The organism is Oceanicaulis sp., from assembly GCF_965249665.1.
Classification (GTDB): Bacteria; Pseudomonadota; Alphaproteobacteria; order Caulobacterales; family Maricaulaceae; genus Oceanicaulis.
Genome location: NZ_OZ252247.1, coordinates 2,494,971 through 2,513,069, shown reverse-complemented (window position 1 = coordinate 2,513,069; position 18,099 = coordinate 2,494,971). Strand labels below are relative to the sequence as shown.

Sequence of the window (18,099 nt, the reverse complement as noted above, 5' to 3'; positions counted from 1 at the left end):
GCCCTACCCGGCTGGCGCTTCCAGGCCATTGAGCGCGCCATATCGCTGACGCAGCCGCCCCGCATCAGCTACGCTCAATCGGGCATGAATGCTGACGCGTCCGGTCTCCGCATCGGTATGCTCTGACAAGATCGCGCCATGGCGATGCACGAACGCAAGCGCTTCGCCGTCAGCGGCGCCGAACTCCAGCTGCAGCGCCACATCATCTACCGAAAGCGCCATCTCAACCTGATCGAGCAAGGCGTCAACGCCCGCACCCGTCACCGCAGAGGTGACAATGCAGACGGGTGCATCCTGTGATTTGGGCAGTTTGGCGCGCCAGACCAGCTCTTCATAATCATCAGCGGGGAGTTGATCGGCTTTGTTCCACGCCTCGATCACATGCTGGTCAGCTTCGGCGCCGGCGCCGAGGGCGGCCAGAACCTGTTCCACGTCCGCCTTGCGCCCCTCATGGTCGGGATCAGCCATATCACGCACGTGAATGAGCACATCCGCCTCAATCACCTCTTCCAGGGTCGCCCGGAAGGCGGCGATCAGTTCGGTGGGAAGGTCGGTGATGAAGCCCACCGTGTCACTCATCAGCACACGACGCCCCGAAGGCAGCTTCACACCGCGCACAGTGGGGTCCAGCGTTGCAAATGGCATGTCCTTGGCCAGAACCTGCGCATTCGACAACAGGTTGAACAAGGTGGATTTGCCGGCATTCGTGTAGCCCACGAGCGCTACCGTCGGCCAAGGTGCGGCCAGACGCTTTTTGCGATGCAGTTTGCGGGTCCGTTTGACTTCATCAAGCTCACGACGGAGCTTGGCCATCTTGTCCGCCAGCAAGCGGCGGTCAGTCTCGATCTGGGTTTCCCCCGGCCCGGCGAGAAAGCCGCGCCCGCCGCGCTGACGCTCAAGGTGTGTCCAGGTCCGCACCAGACGTGAACGCTCATAGGCCAGACGCGCCAGCTCGACCTGCAAGCGCCCTTCCCGCGTCTGCGCGCGGAGACCAAAGATTTCAAGGATCAGGCCCGTGCGGTCAATGACCTTCGCGTTGAGCTTTTTTTCCAGGTTACGTTGCTGAATAGGACTCAAAGCCGCGTCAACAATGACGACCGTAACCTCAAGCGCCTCTACGCGCTCGGCGATCTGCTCGATCTTGCCCGAACCAAAGAACCCGCCGGCCTCGACGCGGCGCAAGGGTTCGATACGCGCTTCAGCGGTGACCAGATCCAGAGCTTGCGCCAGCCCTGTGGCTTCTTCCAGTCGCGCCTGAGCGCGATTGGCGTCTGTCCCCGGATGTTGCGGAGACAAGATGAGAGCGGTTTGCGGCGCGGGCTTTCGGTCGATCAATCCTCGGCGTCTCCTTCAGCCTCGTCCTTGTCAAAAAGTTGGACGGGCTGGCTTGGCATGATGGTCGAAATGGCGTGCTTGTAGACAAGCTGGATTTGACCTTCGCGGCGCAACAGCACGCAAAAATTGTCAAACCAGGTCACAACGCCCTGAAGCTTAACGCCATTGACCAGAAAGATGGTGAGCGGAGTCTTGCCCTTGCGAACGGTGTTGAGAAAAACGTCCTGCAGGTTTTGTTTCTTATCGTTAGACATTGGCCTTATCGCACATATTTCCCGGCGCAGTCCGTGCGCCCCCTAAAGCTAGGTAAACATACCTTCGCTCCGCTGCAACCGGCTTGCCCTGCAAGCGTCTCAGTCAGTCCCGGGCGAAGATCACGTAAATCGCAGCCGCAGCCGCCAGAACTTCAAGGCGCCCCAGCACCATAATGCCGGTGGAAACAGTAAGCGTTGCAGGGGAAAGCGTAGCATAATCAACGCCTGCCAACGGGCCTGCATTGACCAAGGCCGCGGCCGACACCGCCCAGCTGTCATGAAAACTGGCGCCCGACACCCCGAGAGCGACCGCGCCGAGCCCCAAAGCCGCCGGATAGGCAAGCGCATAGACCCAGACACCCGTCAGCGCCGAATCGCTGACCGGCCTGCCGATAAAGCGCGTACGAACGGCCGCAGAGGGATGGCTGAGGCTGGAGAGCTCTCCGCCAGCGCGTCTCAGCAAGAGAAGAATGCGCGGCATCTTTATCCCGCCCGATGTCGAGATGGTGGAGCCGCCCGCCATGGCCAGCAACACCAGCAAGGTCAGCGGAAGAACCGAAGTGGACGCTGCCTGGTAACCTGTCGTCGTGATAGCAAACAACATGTCGAGCCCTGACGCCCAGGCTTGGGAGATATCGCCCGTAAAGCCGGCATACAGCGCTGCGCCCAATCCCAGCACCAGCATGGCGCGCAATTCGCCCGTTCCCCGACTGACCCGGCGGCGCGAAGCCAGGTCGTATTGTACGGCCATGTTCCACGCGCCCATCAGGCACAAAAGCGCGAGAACGCCTTGAGCAGCGGGCGACAACCAAACGTCCAGCGCTCCCGACTGCGGAGCGAGACCTGCTGTTGCGATGCCGGACAGAGCAAGACACAAGCTGTCAAACGGAGCCGTGCCCAGCAACATCAGAAGAACGAACCCAGCCAAGGTCACGCATACATAAATGGCCCCAAATCTGCGAAGCGCGCGTCCGAAATTTGTGAACAGGTCAGAATGCTCTACCGTCAACAGATAGGTCCGTCGCAAGCCGACCCCGCGGCGGTCGAGCGCCGCAAACACGGTTGCAGCCAGAACCAAGCTTCCCAATCCGCCCAGCCAGGCCAGAACGCAGCGCCACAGAGTGATGGTGAGGCCCGCCTCTTCCGGGCTTTGTATGATTGCGCCCGTGGTGGTCAAAGCTGAGTAGGCCTCGAAAATGCCTGATGACATGGAGCCTGTCGCGGCGATCAGTGGCGGGGCCGCCAGCAGTGGAGCCAGAACCCAGCCAAAAAACGCCAGCCGCAAAGCTGCGCTGGCGCCGGCCGGGCGATTGACCCGCCCGGTCCCTGCGAGAACGATGCCGCCAATAAACGCGCCGATCGCCACGGTGACCGTAAATCCCCGCGCGACGTCGCCTCGGCCTTCAAGTCCTGCGAACAAAATGAAGGGCAAAGCGGCCAGGCTGATGAAGATCATGCACCAGGCCAGAGCGCGAAAAAATCGGGGCGACCATTTCATCGGCCTAGAAGTATTCCAGGCTGACGCGGAACAATTGCTCCACCTTGGGCACTGAAGCTTTCAGCGCGAAAAAGACCACGCGGTCATTTTCTTCAATGACGATGGAATCCCTTCGGAAATACACCCTGTCTCCGCGCACCATGGCGCAAACGGCCACGCCTTCGGGTGGTTCGAGCGTGCTGAGATTCTGGCCCACCAGCGGTGACGTGGACAAGGTGACCCCTTCCAGCGCTTCGGCCATGCCGTCGCCCATGGTCTGAAGCCCCGTAATCCGTCCACGCCTGATGTGCTGCAAGATGGTGGAGACTGTAACCGCACGCGGATCGATCATTACGTCCACGTCCAGCGCTTCCTGGACAGGATGAAACGCCTGATTGTTCACAAGGCAGAGCGAACGCGCAGCGCCTTCTTTCTTGGCCATGACGCCGCTGAGCAAATTCACCTTGTCATCATTGGTCAGACACAACGCCAGCTCGGCGTCTTCCACGCCGGCTTCTCGCAGCACATCGCGATCCAGACCGTCGCCATGCAGGACCACGGTGCGGCGCAGGGCGTCGGCCGCCTGTTCAGCCTGGGCCTTGTCATTTTCGATCAGACGGACCCGCACGCCGCCCACACGCTCCAGCGCCTTGGCCACGTACAAACCAATATTGCCCGCCCCGACAATCACCACCCGGCGTGCGCGCGGCGCGGCGCGGCCAAACACATCAAGCGCGCGTTTCACATGCCCGGCGGCCAGGCTGACATAGATGTCGTCGCCCGGCATCAGAGGATCGTCATCTTGCGGAATGAAAAGGGTCTGATCGCGCTGCACGCCAACTATATCGAACCCCAGATCGGGGAATAGCTCCGCCATCTGAGCCCGTGTGCTGGCGGCGACTGGCGATTGCTCGTCCACCCGCAGGCCCAACACCTGAACGCGGCTATTGGCGAAAGGCGCGGTCGCGAAGGCCCCTGGCGTTTCGAGACGCTGCAATATTGAGCGGCTCACCTCGAGTTCAGGGGAAATCGTCACGTCAATCGGCAAGGCGCCCATCGAAAACAGATCGCCCCAGCGTTTGTCGAGATAACTCTGCGCACGCACCCGCGCAATGCGCGTCGGGGTGTTGAACAATGAGTGCGCCACCTGACAAGCGACCATGTTAGTCTCGTCAGAATACGTCACCGCCACAAGCAAGTCAGCATCCCGAACACCGGCGCGGTCCAGAACGTCGGGGTGAGAGCCATGTCCCACCACGCCGCGAACATCCAGATCGGTAGTGACCTTGTCGATCAACTCACGCGACCAGTCCACCACGGTGACGGCGTTGCCTTCAGAGGCGAGCTCTCTGGCGATGCCGTAACCCACACGCCCGGCCCCACACACAACAGCTTTCATGAGATGATTTCAGCCAGCGTCTAGCCAGCGTCCTCTGTATCGACGTCATCACCTTTGCGGTTCAAACTCGCAACGCCAAGGGTTTTCAGCTTGCGATGAAGCGCTGAGCGCTCCATGCCGATGAAATTTGCCGTGCGCGAGATATTGCCGCCAAACCGGTTGATCTGCGCCTTGAGATATTCTCGTTCGAAATTCTCACGGGCGTCACGCAAGGGCAAGGCGATCATGCGCTCGGCATCGAGACCCGTCTCAGCACTGGTCGCGCGTCCCGCCACTTCAGACGGCAGGGAGTCCAGCGTCACAGGCTCGTCAGGCGACCCGGTGGCGAGGATGAGCAGGCGTTCGACGTTATTGCGCAACTGCCGCACATTGCCCGGCCAGTCATGCGCCTGGAGCGCCGCCATGGCGTCCTCGCCGATTCTGCGCATGGGAAGACCCGACATCGCGGTCAGGCGCTCAAGGAAATGGGTGACGAGAAGCGGAATATCTTCGCGCCGTTGCGACAAAGACGGCACATCCAGCGGCACGACCGCCAGGCGGTGATAGAGGTCTTCACGGAACAGACCCTGCTCAATCATGCCTTGCAGATCACGCGCGGTGGATGACAGGACCCGGACATTGACCTGGACATCCTGAGCCCCGCCGATGCGACGGAAGCGCTGCTCGACCAGCATCCGCAAAAGCTTGGCCTGGGTCGCGATCGGCATGTCGCCGACCTCGTCGAGGAAAAGCGTGCCACCATGGGCCTGTTCCAGAAAGCCGACGCGTTCCACGCCGCTTTCTGTCTCAGCGCCGAACAACTCTGCTTCGACCCGGTCCGGCGCCATCATCGCCGCCGAGACCGGAATGAAGGGGCCGTCCGCGCGGGTGGATTGAGCATGAATGAGACGGGCGATCAGCTCCTTGCCGGATCCTGACGGCCCGGCGATCAGCACGCGCGAATTGGTTGGCGCGACCCGGTCCACAGTCTGCCGCAGCTGAACCGCTGCTGCAGACTCCCCGATCAGATCATTGTGGATTTCTGATTTGGCGCGCAGCTCGGCGTTTTCACGACGCAAACGACTGGCCTCAAGCGCCCTCTCAACAGTTAGCAGCAACTTATCGGATTTAAAAGGCTTTTCGATAAAATCGTAAGCCCCTTTCCGGATCGCGGCAACCGCCGTTTCAATCGTGCCATGTCCGGAAATGACCACCACAGGAAGATCAGGGGCGACACGCTTGATCTCGGCGAGCAGCTCGATCCCATCCAGGCGACTGCCTTGCAGCCAGACATCAAGCACAGCCAGGGCTGGCTGACGTCGCCGCACAGCTTCCAGCGCCGTATCGGAATCCCCGGCGTAACGCGGTTCATAGCCTTCATCTTCCAGAAGCCCGCCAATGAGCTCTCGAATATCGGCTTCATCATCAACAATCAGAATATCGAGCGACATTGCGTTCAAGCCTCCGCCTGCGCCGGCGTGTCCGGCGCGTTCGTATCGGGTTCAAGCAAGGGTAGGACCAACCGGACCACGGCGCCTCGCACCAGATCCGGACGGTCATCCAGTTCCAGTCGCCCGCCATGGTCTTCCATGATGCGGCGAACAATAGCGAGGCCAAGGCCCGTGCCCTTCGCGCGCGTGGTCATATAGGGTTCTGTAAGACGCGCCCGATCATGCTCGGGCCAGCCCAGTCCATTATCGGTAATCTCGATAATCGCCTGTCCCGTCTCCGAGCCGATTGAGACCGCGATCTGACCGCCCGCTTTCGAGCCGTCTTGCTCCATGCGGGCCGACACGCTTTCAGCGCCGTTCTTGAGCACATTGGCCAAGGCCTGCCCAATCAGCCGGGAGTCGCATTCCACTGAAATCGGCCCGCCTTGCACCGTCAGCAAGACCTGAAGATCAGGCGAGGCGACACGCTGAGCGAAGACGCAGGCATTGGCGACATCCACAAGATCAGCGACTTCCATCTTGGGCGCAGGCATACGCGCAAAAGCGGAGAACTCATCCACCATGCGACCAATATCGCTGACCTGCCGCACGATGGTGTCTACGCATTTGTCAAACGTCTCAAGGCCATCCTCATCAATCTGCTTGCGATACCGACGCTTCAGTCGTTCCGCAGAGAGTTGGATCGGCGTCAACGGGTTCTTGATCTCGTGCGCGATCCGGCGGGCAACATCACGCCAGGCGGCGCTTCGCTGCGCGGCGACAAGTCGAGAGACATCATCAAACGTGATCACCACGCCGCCATCATCATCCTGAGCCGCGCGAACGCTCAGGCTGACCGTCGCGCCGCCCTCTTCCATAAGATCGATCTGGCGTTCGGCGATTTCGTCAGGGCGCCGATGGACCGCCTGAAACACTTCCGCGAACTCCGGCATCACCGTCTCGATCATATCGCCAACCAAAGCGCCGGGCTCGCGCCCCAGAAGTTGCGCAGCCGACCGGTTGACCAGAGAAACGCGTCCATCGGGCTCCAGCCCGATCACCCCTGCGCTGACACCGGTGAGCACGGCTTCGATAAACGCTCGACGACGTTCAGATTCCGCATTGCTTTCGAGCAAGGCGCCGCGCTGGCTTTCCAATTGCCGGGTCATCCGGTTGAAGGCCCGGCTCAAGGCTGCGATTTCGTCATTATCGCGCGCCACCTGAACGCGGGCGCTCAATTCGCCGCGTCGCACAAGCTCCGCCGCCGCAACCAATCGGCTGACCGGCGAGACCACCTGCGCGGCCGCGCTCAGAGCCAGCCAGACCGCGCCCAGAAACACCAGCACGGCCGCAAGTGCGTAGACGAAGAAAAAGCTGATCCTCATCTGTTGTTCGCTGGCGATCGCTTCGCGGAAAGACTGGGTGGCTTGCAGCGCTGCGCTCAACAGGCTGAAATCGACAAACACCAGTGAATACAGATAGGCGTCTTCATACTCCGGCATTCGCAGCAAGACGCGCACATAGTCAGGCCCGTCGTCACGACGCACAGGGGCTGAGGCGCTGATGTCGCCTTCATTGGCGATGTCGAACAAGGACTGCGACGGTGCGGCGAAGCCTGGCGTGTCCGGCGCCTCATCGCTGCGCGCCAGGATAGTCGCTTGACTATCGATGACATACAGCGCCGGCAAATTGCGCAAGCGCGCCTGGTTCGTCAGATAGCCGCTATACAGGATACGTTGATCCTGAAGAGAGTTGACCGCTTCGGGCGCCGCCAGATCCTGAACGATCCCGCGCATATGGTCGCCAGTCTGGCTCAAGGCGACTTGCGGCCATTCATTCCCAAGCTCTGCGGTCGTCTCCACCAGCGTATTCACGCGCTCTGCAAACCAGAATTCTACGCCGCGATTGAGCACCAGCGCCTGAAAACCGGCCATCAGCACCGCCGGGACCACCGCCGCGACCGCGAACAGGGTGATGAAGCGCATCTGCAGACGAGGCGCGGCGGATGCGCCGCCTTGCGTACCCTTGAGTTGCCGCATAACACGCAGATAAACCGCAACCGCGAGCACGCCCAGCAATGCCGCCACGCTCGCCATAAGCGAGATGAAGCCCCATCCGCCGGGACCGAACCGCCCCTCGTGGAAAACTGACAGCAGCGCGAGCAAAACCACGCCCAGCGCCGCAACAACGTAGCCGAGTAAGAATAGCGTGGATTGTCGCCAAGCTGGATTGCCCGCAAACTTTGGCAAGTTGCGCGTCTCCTTGCGTCCCCTCTGACACAGCTTGGCCTATATGTGACGGAAATTCAACGGGTGTGGCTTCTAGGTCTCATCGCTGTCTGCGCTCAGCGCCGAAAGCCGCCTCGTCAGCGTATTCCGATTTAAACCCAGCAACTTCGCAGCATCTTGGCGCACACCATTTGACGATTCCAGAGCCGCAGAGAACAGACCGCGATCCACGGCGATCTGTGCTTTTTCACCGATGCCGCTCTCTCCCAACGCCAAAGCCGCCCCGAAGAATCGCGCTGCAGCCTCGCTGAGATCCGCCCCGGGGTCCCGGCTGGAAAATTCATGGATAGCGGCTTCCACTTCCTCGATTGATAACGGACCGCGGGCGCCTTGCATGCTGAGATGCAGCGCGACACGCTTCAGACCGAGCACTTCACCCGGCCAGACTTGGGTGTTGATGAAAGCCCGCAGCTGATCATGCATCTCGCGCGGACTGGCGTGTTCCGCAAGAAAATGGGCGAACAAAAGCGCCCGGTCCTCACCGCGTTCGCGCAAGGGCGGCAGTTGAACCCGACCTATGGCCAGGTGAGACAACAAAGCCGGCCTGACATGCCGTCCAATATCAGGCGTCGCTGTCGCCAGAATGCGCGGACTATCGCCCCGAGGCGTTTCAAGCGCCTCGATCACCCAGTCCTGAGTGTCGTCATCCCAGTGTTCGGCCCGGCGCAGGATCAACGCGCCGCCTGCCGCAGTCTCCAGAAGCGCGGGACCTTCTCGCCGCATGCGTGCAGGCCCCGCTTCGATCACCGGGCCTCCAACCCCGCTTTCCGCCACCAGGACACGCGCGCTGTGCGCGCGCCCGCTTCCGTCAGGCCCGGTGAACAAAACCGGCGACGATGTTCGCGCCAGACGCCCCAAGGCCCGGAACGCTTCCTGCATGGCGGGCGACCGGCCGACCAACCCTCCGAAGCCCTGTGACGAAGACACAGGAATAACCGGCCCCGCATCTTCGAGAGATCTCTTAATAACCGCCACCATTTCATTGAGATCAAATGGCTTTGGCAGGTATTCAAACACACCGGCCTTGCCCGCCTCGATCGCAGTGCGCGCGGTGGTCTGGGCGCTCATGATGATAATGGGGATATCGGGCCGGACGCGGGTGACTTCGTTCAGACGATCCAGAAAGCTGTCCCGTCCCAGCAAGACGTCAGCAAGCAGAACATCGACCTCACGACGCGCCAGACGCTCAAGCGCCGCATCAACCGATGCAGTCGCGCGCACCTCAAATCCGGCGCGCGACAGCGCCTTGGCGATCACGAGACGCAGAGATTCATCATCTTCCAGTATCAGAACCCGATGCGCCATCAGCCGTCCTTACGCTCCACAGGCAGGTAAAAATGAAACTCCGTTCGTCCCGGACGGGTCTCAAACTCAACACCACCATTGAGAAGGTCTGCAACGCGGCTGACAAGCGCCAGTCCCAGCCCTTCCCCCGCCGGCTTGCCCGTGACGAAAGGATTGAAAATCGCTTCTCTGAGCATTTCATCCACACCCGGCCCGTCATCTTCAATGGCGATTTCAAGACGGGCGTCCGGCGCCGGACCCCCCGGTCGAGGCTGACGATAGCGCGTATAAACCTTGACCCGACCGCCCCCCTGACAGGCCGCTTCACCGGCGTTGATCAAAAGATTGAGCACCGCTTGGGACACCAGATCGCGATCCGCCAACGCATCGGGCAAGGACGGATCGAAATATTCAAGCCAGACCACTTCCGGCGAGGCGGACGCCCGTGCGGAACGCACCGCTTCACGCACCAACGCATGAAGATTGACCCGCCCCAGACGCGGCGGCCCTATATCGCCCACCCGGCTCCAGCGTTCCGCGATACGGCGGGCGCGATCAAGCTCTGTGATGATCAGCGCCGCAAGCTCGCGGCTTTCCTCGTCTTCACTCTGGGCAATGAGTTGCGCTGCGCCACGCGCTCCCGCCATCGGATTTTTCAGTTCGTGCGACAACATCATGCCAAAGCCCGCCGCAGCATTGGCGGCCACATCGCTGCGCGCCCCACCGCCAGATTCAGGCCAGGGCCGAAGACACACGCAGACGCCCGCCTCATCCGGTGAAGCGTCCACAGACAAGCGCAAGGCGCGATCCGTTAGACCCACCGGCAAATCATGCGCATACACAGAGCGGTTTTCATCAAGTGCGCGCCGCGCAAGCTCTGCTGACGCCTCACCCACCGGGCCTGTCGCTTTGAGTGTTTTGCCGACCAATCTCTTGCGAGATCGACCGAATAAAGTCTCAGCCCGTGCATTGGCGAAGATGATCTCGCCCTTGTGATCGAGCAAAACCAGCGCGATTGGCGCCGACTCCGCCGCACGCGCCGATAAAGAGGGTTCGCCGCTACTCAAGCTGCGCTCGCCTGACGGCTCTGAGCGAAAGTCATCAACTCAGACCGAGCCTCCGCTTCGGTTTTCGCCCGGCATAACTGGCCGCGCCAGGCGCGTGCGCCATCAGGGTCTGAAACCGCCCAATCCACAAAACTCGCAAAATGCTTGCGCATGGTCCGCACACCCAAGGCTTCGCCATAGAGCGTCACGCTGTCTTGCAAGGCATCTGACAGAGACTGCGCTCCGGTCGCAATATCAGGTTCACGAAACGCGGCGCCCTCACATAAGACGTCCGCGATGACGCCAGTCAGCCAGGGCCGCCCTTGGGACGCGCGACCGACCATCACGCCATCCGCGCCCGATTGTCTCAACGCCTCAGACGCCTCTTCAGGCGTGCTGATATCGCCATTGACGATCAGCGGTATGGACACGGCGTCTTTAACCCGCGCGACCGCGGCCCAATCGGCCTGATCCTTGTAAAATTGCTGGCGTGTGCGGCCATGAACGGTGACCATCTTCACGCCAGCATCTTCAGCGCGGCGGGCCAGCTCAGGCGCATTCAAAGAGTCATGGTCCCACCCCAAGCGCATCTTGAGCGTCACAGGCACTGACACCGCCTTCACCGTCGCCTCGATCAGGGTCAGGGCATGATCAAGATCCCGCATCAAGGCGGACCCGCTCAGCCCTCGCGTCACTTGCCGCGCCGGGCAACCCATATTGATGTCAATCACATCCGCGCCCGCTTCCGCAGCCAGGCGCGCCCCGACCTCCATCCATTTTGCTTCGCGGCCCGCCAGCTGAATGACGTGCGGACCACAATCGCCATCTGCGCGCATTCGCCGGATCACGTCCTCACGCCCTTGCGCCAGGGTCTCACACGCGACCATCTCGCTCACCACAAGGCCAGCGCCGAACTTGAACGCCTGTTTGCGGATCGGCCAATCGGTCACGCCCGACATCGGCGCCAGCAAAACGGGCCGGTCGACACGAACCGGGCCAATGTCAAAACCCGTCAGATTGGGATGAACAACAGTCATACTCATGAGATACCGCGTCTGGACCTCTACATAAAGTCACCGTATCGCTAGTGCAGCAGGGTTGGTGAGCCAGACAATAATGACCTATAGCGCATGCATCGTCGCTGCCGGACGCGGAACGCGCGCTGGCGGCGGCACGCCCAAACAGTTTCGTAGTTTGGCGGGACGCCCCATGCTGTCTTACAGCATCGACCGGTTCGCACAGGATCCAGCCTGTGGGCAACTCATCGTCGCCCATGCGCCGGGTCAGGCAGAGAGGGTGCGCGCCTGTCTGAACGGTGCAGAGGCCGTCCTTGTCGAAGGGGGCGAGACGCGCACCCAGTCTGTTCGAAACGCCCTCGCACACGTGACGCAAACCCAGGTTCTGATCCATGACGCCGCCCGTCCGCTTGTGTCGAAGGCGATCATCGCACGCTTGCGCACCGCGCTGGACAACACCCCGGGCGCAGCGCCTGCCCTAGCTGTCGCAGACGCGCTGGCGCGCTCTGATGAGGCTGGCGTCATGCCTGTCAGTCGTAATGGTCTTTATCGCCTTCAAACACCGCAAGCGTTTCAAACCGTGCTTTTGCGCGAGGCTTTTCAGGCCGCGTCAACCGATTATCCTGATGAGGTTTCGCTCGCCCGCGCGAGCGGGCTTGATGTCGTGCTGACTGAGGGCGAGGAAAGCAATTTCAAAGTGACCTATGCAGATGATTTTGAACGCGCTGAGCGGGTTCTGACTGGCGGCGCGCCTTCAACGCTCACCGTTACCGGAATAGGGTATGACGTGCATCGGATTGCGCCGGGCGACGGGATGCATTTATGCGGGGTCTTTATCGATTGCCCCTACCGACTGATTGGGCATTCAGATGCGGATGCGGGCCTGCACGCTATAACTGATGCGCTATTAGGCGCGGCAGGACTTGGCGATATCGGCGACCATTTCCCGCCCAGCGATGACCAATGGAAAGGCGCGGATTCAGCAATGTTTCTCGCGCACGCAGTCAAAATCGCCGCCGAGGCGGGCGCACGTGCGGTCCATGTGGATGTGACGCTGATTTGCGAACGTCCGAAAATTGGCCCGCACAAAGCCGCCATGACGTCTCGCGTCGCTCAGATCCTGAACCTTGATCCCGAGCGTGTGAACATCAAGGCGACCACCACCGAGAAGCTTGGCTTTACCGGTCGCTGCGAAGGGCTGGCGGCGGAAGCGATTGTAACGGCGGTGCTGTCATGAGTCCGGCGCATAGCTACGCACAAGCGGTCATCGAACGCGCTAAGGCGCGCGGCGTCATGATTGCAACAGCGGAATCGTGCACCGGCGGTTTGATAGCAGGGGAATTGACCGCCATTCCGGGCTCGTCGGCGGTCGTGGACCGGGGGTTTGTCACCTATTCAAACGACGCCAAAATAGAAATGCTGGGCGTGCCGCAACACACCATCGAGACCTACGGCGCCGTCTCAGCTGAAACGGCGAAGGTCATGGCGGAAGGCGCCCTGGCGCACAGTCGGGCCGATCTCTCTGTGTCTGTGACGGGAATAGCAGGCCCGGGCGGCGGCAGCGCGGACAAACCCGTGGGGCTGGTCTGGTTCGGCTGCGCACAAACCGGCAAACCGACGCAGACGCTGAGCCGCCGCTATGGCGATGTGGGCCGAGATCGCGTGCGTGCGCTCACGGTTGAAGAGGCGCTTCAGCTGTTATTGCAGAGCCTAGGTTGAGGCTTCGGGCGTGGGAATGCGCTTGAGCGATTCCGAATAATCGAAATCAGGGTCGCCGACCGGCTCAAACCGCTTTGCCGCTTCGGCCTCGAACGCGCCGATCAAATATCGGATCGCCCGCGTCCGGCTGCCGTCAAGCAGCATTTGAAGGACCGGGTTCTTGAACCCGTAGCAGATCCAGAAATCAACAAGGGTCGAGCCGTCCTCAAGACGATGAAACCGCCAGCGATTGGCCAGCTCGTGGAACGGGCCGGACAGATAGGTCACGTCAATGGCGAGCGACGGCGCGTCAAGCGTCACACGGGTGGAGAAGCCTTCACGGACAAATTTGTAGCGAACGCGCGCTTCGGCATCGAGTTCCCCAACCCCATCCACAACCGCGTCGCGAGTCACGCGCATGGCGGTGATCAGTTTGATGAAATCCGGATAGCGACGCACGTCGCTGACCAGCGCAAAAAGATCTTCAGGCCGGTAGCGCAAGCGCATCCGTTCGACGTGTTCGGCGCTCATGGAACTCTCTAGAGGGTTTTGCCGGACGCCAGCGCAGCCTCACGCGCGGCGCGCATGCGCTCGAAATCGTCCCCGGCGTGGTAGCTCGACCGGGTGAGCGGGCTGGCGGACACCATCAAGAACCCTTTCGCGCGGGCGATGGTCTCATAGCTTTTGAATTCTTCCGGGGTGACATAGCGGTCCACCGCGGCGTGCTTGCGGGTCGGCTGCAGATACTGGCCGATGGTCAGGAAATCGATGCCGGCGGAACGCATATCGTCCATCACCTGCATGACTTCTTCCTTGGTCTCACCCAGGCCGACCATGATGCCCGACTTCGTGAACTGGCTGGGATCGCGTTCTTTCACGCGTTCCAGAAGGCGCAGCGAATGATAATAGCGCGCCCCCGGACGAATGCCGAGATAGAGCCGCGGCACCGTCTCCAGATTGTGATTGAACACGTCTGGGCGCGCGTCGATAACGACTTCCGCCGCTCCCGGTTTGCGCAGGAAGTCCGGGGTGAGAATTTCAATGGTCGTGCCCGGCGCGGCTTCCCGGATCGCACGGATCACCTGAGCGAAATGTTCCGCCCCGCCATCGGCGAGGTCATCGCGATCCACTGAGGTGATGACGACGTGCTTGAGCTCCATGGTCGCCGTGGCGTGGGCGACGCGGCGCGGCTCATCAGCATCCAGCGCATCCGGCAGGCCGGTCTTCACATTGCAAAAGCTGCAGGCGCGGGTGCAGGTCTCGCCCATAATCATGAAGGTGGCGTGTTTTTGCGACCAGCACTCGCCGATATTGGGACAGCCCGCCTCTTCACACACAGTGACGAGATTGTTCTCTTTCACCACATTGCGCGTCTCGGAGAACACGCCGCCCGTCGGGGCCTTCACGCGAATCCAGTCCGGCTTGCGCAGTACCGGTGTATCGGGACGCTTTTGCTTTTCCGGGTGCCGCGCGGCGCGAGCGTCGTGCGAGGTGGAGCGGGGGGATGAGATCAGGTTGACCATACGCCCCAGATAAGCCCCCCGGCCCTTTCCATCAAGTTCACAAACAGCGCCCGTGTCGGTCATTTAGACAAATGACGAATTATTAGCTTGCTTTCATTTCGACGATTAGCTAATTGTCTATTCATGAGCACCGTATTCAAAGCCCTCTCTGACCCCACACGACGCCGGGTTCTTGAGCTGCTGCGCGAACGCCCCATGACGGCGGGAGAGCTGGCGGCAGAGTTCGACGTCTCCAAACCCACCATGTCAGCGCACTTCTCCGTGCTGAAGGACGCTAATCTGGTGGACGCGACTAAAACAGGAAAAACCGTCACTTACCGCATCAAGCTTAGCGTTCTTGAAGACGCGCTCCTCGGGTTCGCCAAAACGTTCGGCCTGGGTGACGGCTCCACCACAGACACAAAGGACCAAGACAATGGCGCAGACTAAAGCTCCGTTTTATTCCACTGCCGCCATTTTGGCTCTGAGCTTTCCGCTGGCCGGCGTCATGGCTGTTCGCGAACCTGGAGAAGCCTGGATGTTTATTCTGGGCGCGATTTTCTTACCCGTCGCCTGGTTGATCGTGGAAACCCTCAAATTCAGCAACCAGCATAACAAGCCGCCCGAAGAAGATCGCGTCACGCTGCGGCAGTCGATTCGCTCCGCCGGAATTCTGATCCTGATCCCGATGGGTTTAACCGTCGTGTTCACCTCCGGGTTCACCTGGATCACCGACGCCTGGGAGGTGCGTATTCTGGGCAGCGCCTTCGGCATCGCCATGATTGTCATCGCCAATGCGATCCCGAAACGCCCGACCTCGTTAAGCTCGGGAGGCGCGTCCCAAGCCAAACGCCAGGCCGTCGCCCGGTTCTCCGGGCTGGTGCTGATGATCACGGGCGCGCTCTACATCCTCGCCGCTTTCATCACACCTCAAGATTATTCAGCGCTCGCACTCACTGCTATTGCCGTGTGCGGCTCCCTTCTCGTGGTGGCCCGGTGCCTGACGGTCATGCTGGGCTCAAACTCACAAGCCTGACGTCCGTCCTCCGGCGCGTTTGAAGCGCTCCGGCTCCCCTTATTCTGACAGGGCTCAACAGCGGGTTTCGCCGCTGAACAGGAGAGCTGTGTCCACTCCAATCACAAAAAGAAAGAGGTACTCCATGGCCAAAAAGCACTCCTCCCTGTTCACGATACTGGCTGGCGGATTTCTGATCTTGCTGGTTACAGGTCTCGCCAGCGCGCAATCGATCACGGATCGCTCTGGAGACTGGCTGGCGACACTTGAAACGCCGGGCGGAAACATCCGTCTTCAGGTCACAGTCACCCTTGATGAAAACGGCGGTCAGACAGCGGTTCTGGAGAGCCTCGACCAGGCCCCAGGCCAATTTATTCCGATCAGCACCGTATTGATCACCCAAGATCGCTTTGAGTTCACGATCGCAGGAATCGGAGCCAGTTTTGAGGGCGAGTGGAACGACGCCGAAGCGAGTTATGACGGCGTCTTCACCCAAGGCATGCAGATTCCCACAAGCTTTGCGCGACCGACAGAAGACGCCGCCGTCTTCATCGACGGCCTGGACGGACGTTGGGAGGGTCAGCTGGTCCGCAACGATACCGAGCTGAAGTTCGTATTGAACATCCAGACCGACGGAGGCGGCACACAGGTCACGCTCGATTCCGTCTCACAAGCCGCCTACGACATTCCAGTCCGCAACTTACGCCGCTCCGGCGATGCAGTGTCCTTTCAGGTGCCCGCCGCCAATGTGACCTATCAAGGCCAGGTCAATGACAACACATTGAGCGGCGACTGGATCCGTCCCGGATTTGAGACCGTCACGGTCACGTTTGAGCGCGTATCCCAGACTGTGGAAGCTCTCAATCGCCCCCAAACCCCGCAAGCGCCCTTCCCTTACACCATCGAAGAGGTCCGGATCGACAATCCCGACGCCGAGGGGGTGACGCTGGCGGGCAGCCTGACCCTGCCCGAAGGCGAAGGCCCGTTTCCGGGCGTGGTGCTGATCTCAGGCTCCGGCCCGCAAGACCGCGACGAGAGCGTCTGGACCCACCAGCCTTTCGCGGTTCTGGCTGATCATTTGACCCGTCAGGGCATCGCCGTGCTGCGTTATGATGATCGGGGGTTTGCGGACTCGACCGGTGATTTCGCCAGCGCAACTTCATACGACTTCGCCTCTGACGCCGCCGCAATAGCGGACTGGATGCGCAACCATCCTCATATCAATGCTGTCGGATTAGCCGGTCACAGCGAGGGCGGGCTGATCGCGCCGATCGTCGCCGCCGAACACAGCGAAACCGCCTTCGTTATTGTGTTGGCGGGGCCTGGCACGCCAGGGCATCGCTTCATCATTGACCAGATCGTGGCGAACTCTGACGCCATGGGCCTTGATCACGCAGAAACCCGCGCGCGCGTCGAGGTTATGGAGACGCTGGTGGACGCGGTACGCCATGCGCGTGACCGGGAAAGCGCCGAAGACGCGCTGGAGGGCCTGTTGACGGACGAGACCCTCGCCATTCTTCAAGTGCCGGTCGATCAAAAGACGACCTTCATCAATTCCATGAGCCGGGACTGGTACCGCACTCTGGTGAACTATGATCCGGCGGACTGGTTCGCACAGATGGATCAGCCTGTTCTGGCCCTGCAAGGCACGCTGGATCTACAGATCGTCGCCGAGCCCAACGTGGCTGGCCTGGAGACCCTGATGGCTGACCTGCCCGATGCGCAAATCGTCGTGCTGGAGGGACGCAACCATCTGTTCCAGAACGCCCAGACCGGGCTCATGACTGAATATGCCCAGATTGACGAAACCTTTGATCCCGAAGTCATGGCGCTGATCGCCGACTGGATCAATGAACGCTTCGGCTCCTCGCACTAGAAGCGCGCGCGTCCAGGCGCCCGGGAGTCCGGTCCCTGGGTCAGGGACTGGACATCCCCACCCAGACGAATGTTTGTCAAATTGGACTGGCTGGGGAGAAAATCCACCAGCAAACGGTTGTCGATAATCACGGACGCCCCGGGCTCAGGCGCGTCTCCGACAAAATAGAAGAAGGTGAATTCGCCATCAGGTTCAGCGCCGACATAGCGCAGCGGCATTGGCCCCTCGCCTTCAACACGCATGGAGAAACGCGCAGCAGCGTAAGCGCCCAGACGCAACAAGCCTTCGCGGGTCTCGTAAAGCTCTGTGTCGTCAATGGCGTTAAACCCGATCGCGGGGTGCAGGTCGTGCGTATAAAGCCGGTGTACGACCTCAAGCTCGCCCGTGGTCGCATTGACCGAGATATCCGTCAGTCCGGCATGAAGCCGATGGGCGTAAGCGGAACTGGCCGTTGCGCAAAGCGCAACGGCCAGAACCAGCGTCCGGATAACGGACCCCAT

Annotated in this window: 17 protein-coding genes; 5 read left to right on the top strand and 12 right to left on the bottom strand. The window is 60.9% G+C overall.

What is annotated here, in order from left to right; all coding sequences use genetic code 11:
- Positions 1-3: 3 nt before the first annotated feature.
- The 9 genes from hflX to dusB form a co-directional block, all read right to left on the bottom strand.
- Positions 4-1,335 carry a GTPase HflX gene (hflX, locus tag ACP154_RS12070; protein ID WP_421858857.1) on the bottom strand — a complete coding sequence of 444 codons (1,332 nt, stop codon included), beginning with the start codon at positions 1,333-1,335 and terminating at the stop codon, positions 4-6.
- Positions 1,332-1,589: an RNA chaperone Hfq gene (hfq, locus tag ACP154_RS12065; RefSeq protein WP_009800894.1), complete on the bottom strand. Its 258-nt coding sequence runs from the start codon at positions 1,587-1,589 to the stop codon at positions 1,332-1,334. The genes hflX and hfq overlap by 4 nt, the downstream gene beginning before the upstream one ends.
- Positions 1,590-1,692: 103 nt before the next feature.
- Positions 1,693-3,045: a potassium transporter TrkG gene (locus ACP154_RS12060; protein ID WP_421858860.1), complete on the bottom strand. Its 1,353-nt coding sequence runs from the start codon at positions 3,043-3,045 to the stop codon at positions 1,693-1,695.
- Between the two features lie 46 nt (positions 3,046-3,091).
- Entirely contained in the window at positions 3,092-4,465 is a 1,374-nt protein-coding gene (gene trkA / locus ACP154_RS12055; protein WP_107713190.1) for a Trk system potassium transporter TrkA, read from the bottom strand.
- 20 nt (positions 4,466-4,485) lie between these two features.
- A complete protein-coding gene (locus ACP154_RS12050; protein WP_421858862.1) occupies positions 4,486-5,895 on the bottom strand; it encodes a sigma-54-dependent transcriptional regulator in 1,410 nt (469 codons plus the stop codon).
- A 5-nt stretch (positions 5,896-5,900) separates the two neighbouring features.
- Entirely contained in the window at positions 5,901-8,123 is a 2,223-nt protein-coding gene (locus ACP154_RS12045) for an ATP-binding protein (RefSeq protein WP_421858864.1), read from the bottom strand.
- A gap of 72 nt (positions 8,124-8,195) precedes the next feature.
- Positions 8,196-9,467: a response regulator gene (locus ACP154_RS12040; RefSeq protein WP_107713187.1), complete on the bottom strand. Its 1,272-nt coding sequence runs from the start codon at positions 9,465-9,467 to the stop codon at positions 8,196-8,198.
- Positions 9,467-10,513: a two-component system sensor histidine kinase NtrB gene (locus ACP154_RS12035; RefSeq protein WP_421858867.1), complete on the bottom strand. Its 1,047-nt coding sequence runs from the start codon at positions 10,511-10,513 to the stop codon at positions 9,467-9,469. Before ACP154_RS12035 ends, ACP154_RS12040 begins: the two co-directional genes overlap by 1 nt.
- Entirely contained in the window at positions 10,510-11,529 is a 1,020-nt protein-coding gene (gene dusB / locus ACP154_RS12030; RefSeq protein ID WP_421861465.1) for a tRNA dihydrouridine synthase DusB, read from the bottom strand. The genes ACP154_RS12035 and dusB overlap by 4 nt, the downstream gene beginning before the upstream one ends.
- A 79-nt stretch (positions 11,530-11,608) precedes the next feature.
- Between dusB and ACP154_RS12025 the strand changes: the two genes are divergently transcribed.
- Positions 11,609-12,745 carry a bifunctional 2-C-methyl-D-erythritol 4-phosphate cytidylyltransferase/2-C-methyl-D-erythritol 2,4-cyclodiphosphate synthase gene (locus tag ACP154_RS12025; protein WP_424993786.1) on the top strand — a complete coding sequence of 379 codons (1,137 nt, stop codon included), beginning with the start codon at positions 11,609-11,611 and terminating at the stop codon, positions 12,743-12,745.
- Positions 12,742-13,227, top strand: a complete 486-nt coding sequence (locus tag ACP154_RS12020; protein WP_421858873.1) for a CinA family protein — start codon at positions 12,742-12,744, stop codon at positions 13,225-13,227. The genes ACP154_RS12025 and ACP154_RS12020 overlap by 4 nt, the downstream gene beginning before the upstream one ends.
- Here ACP154_RS12020 and ACP154_RS12015 read toward each other — a convergent pair.
- On the bottom strand, positions 13,219-13,737 hold the full coding sequence (locus tag ACP154_RS12015; RefSeq protein WP_421858875.1) for a type II toxin-antitoxin system RatA family toxin: 519 nt from the start codon (positions 13,735-13,737) through the stop codon (positions 13,219-13,221). The two genes, ACP154_RS12020 and ACP154_RS12015, sit on opposite strands and share 9 nt — an antisense overlap.
- Before the next feature lie 8 nt (positions 13,738-13,745).
- Positions 13,746-14,729, bottom strand: coding sequence for a lipoyl synthase (gene lipA, locus ACP154_RS12010; protein WP_107713716.1), 984 nt, complete (start codon positions 14,727-14,729; stop codon positions 13,746-13,748).
- Between the two features lie 123 nt (positions 14,730-14,852).
- On the opposite strand from lipA, the gene ACP154_RS12005 reads away from it, so the two are divergent.
- The 3 genes from ACP154_RS12005 to ACP154_RS11995 all read left to right on the top strand — a co-directional run bounded on the left by ACP154_RS12005 (position 14,853) and on the right by ACP154_RS11995 (position 17,599).
- Positions 14,853-15,158 (top strand): autorepressor SdpR family transcription factor, encoded by a 306-nt coding sequence (locus ACP154_RS12005; RefSeq protein ID WP_107713181.1) that lies wholly within the window; start codon positions 14,853-14,855, stop codon positions 15,156-15,158.
- Entirely contained in the window at positions 15,145-15,744 is a 600-nt protein-coding gene (locus ACP154_RS12000; RefSeq protein WP_421858879.1) for a hypothetical protein, read from the top strand. The genes ACP154_RS12005 and ACP154_RS12000 overlap by 14 nt, the downstream gene beginning before the upstream one ends.
- 124 nt (positions 15,745-15,868) lie before the next feature.
- Complete coding sequence (locus ACP154_RS11995) at positions 15,869-17,599, top strand: alpha/beta hydrolase family protein (RefSeq protein ID WP_421858881.1); 1,731 nt, start codon at positions 15,869-15,871, stop codon at positions 17,597-17,599.
- Here ACP154_RS11995 and ACP154_RS11990 read toward each other — a convergent pair.
- Positions 17,596-18,099, bottom strand: coding sequence for a DUF6702 family protein (locus ACP154_RS11990; protein WP_421858883.1), 504 nt, complete (start codon positions 18,097-18,099; stop codon positions 17,596-17,598). The two genes, ACP154_RS11995 and ACP154_RS11990, sit on opposite strands and share 4 nt — an antisense overlap.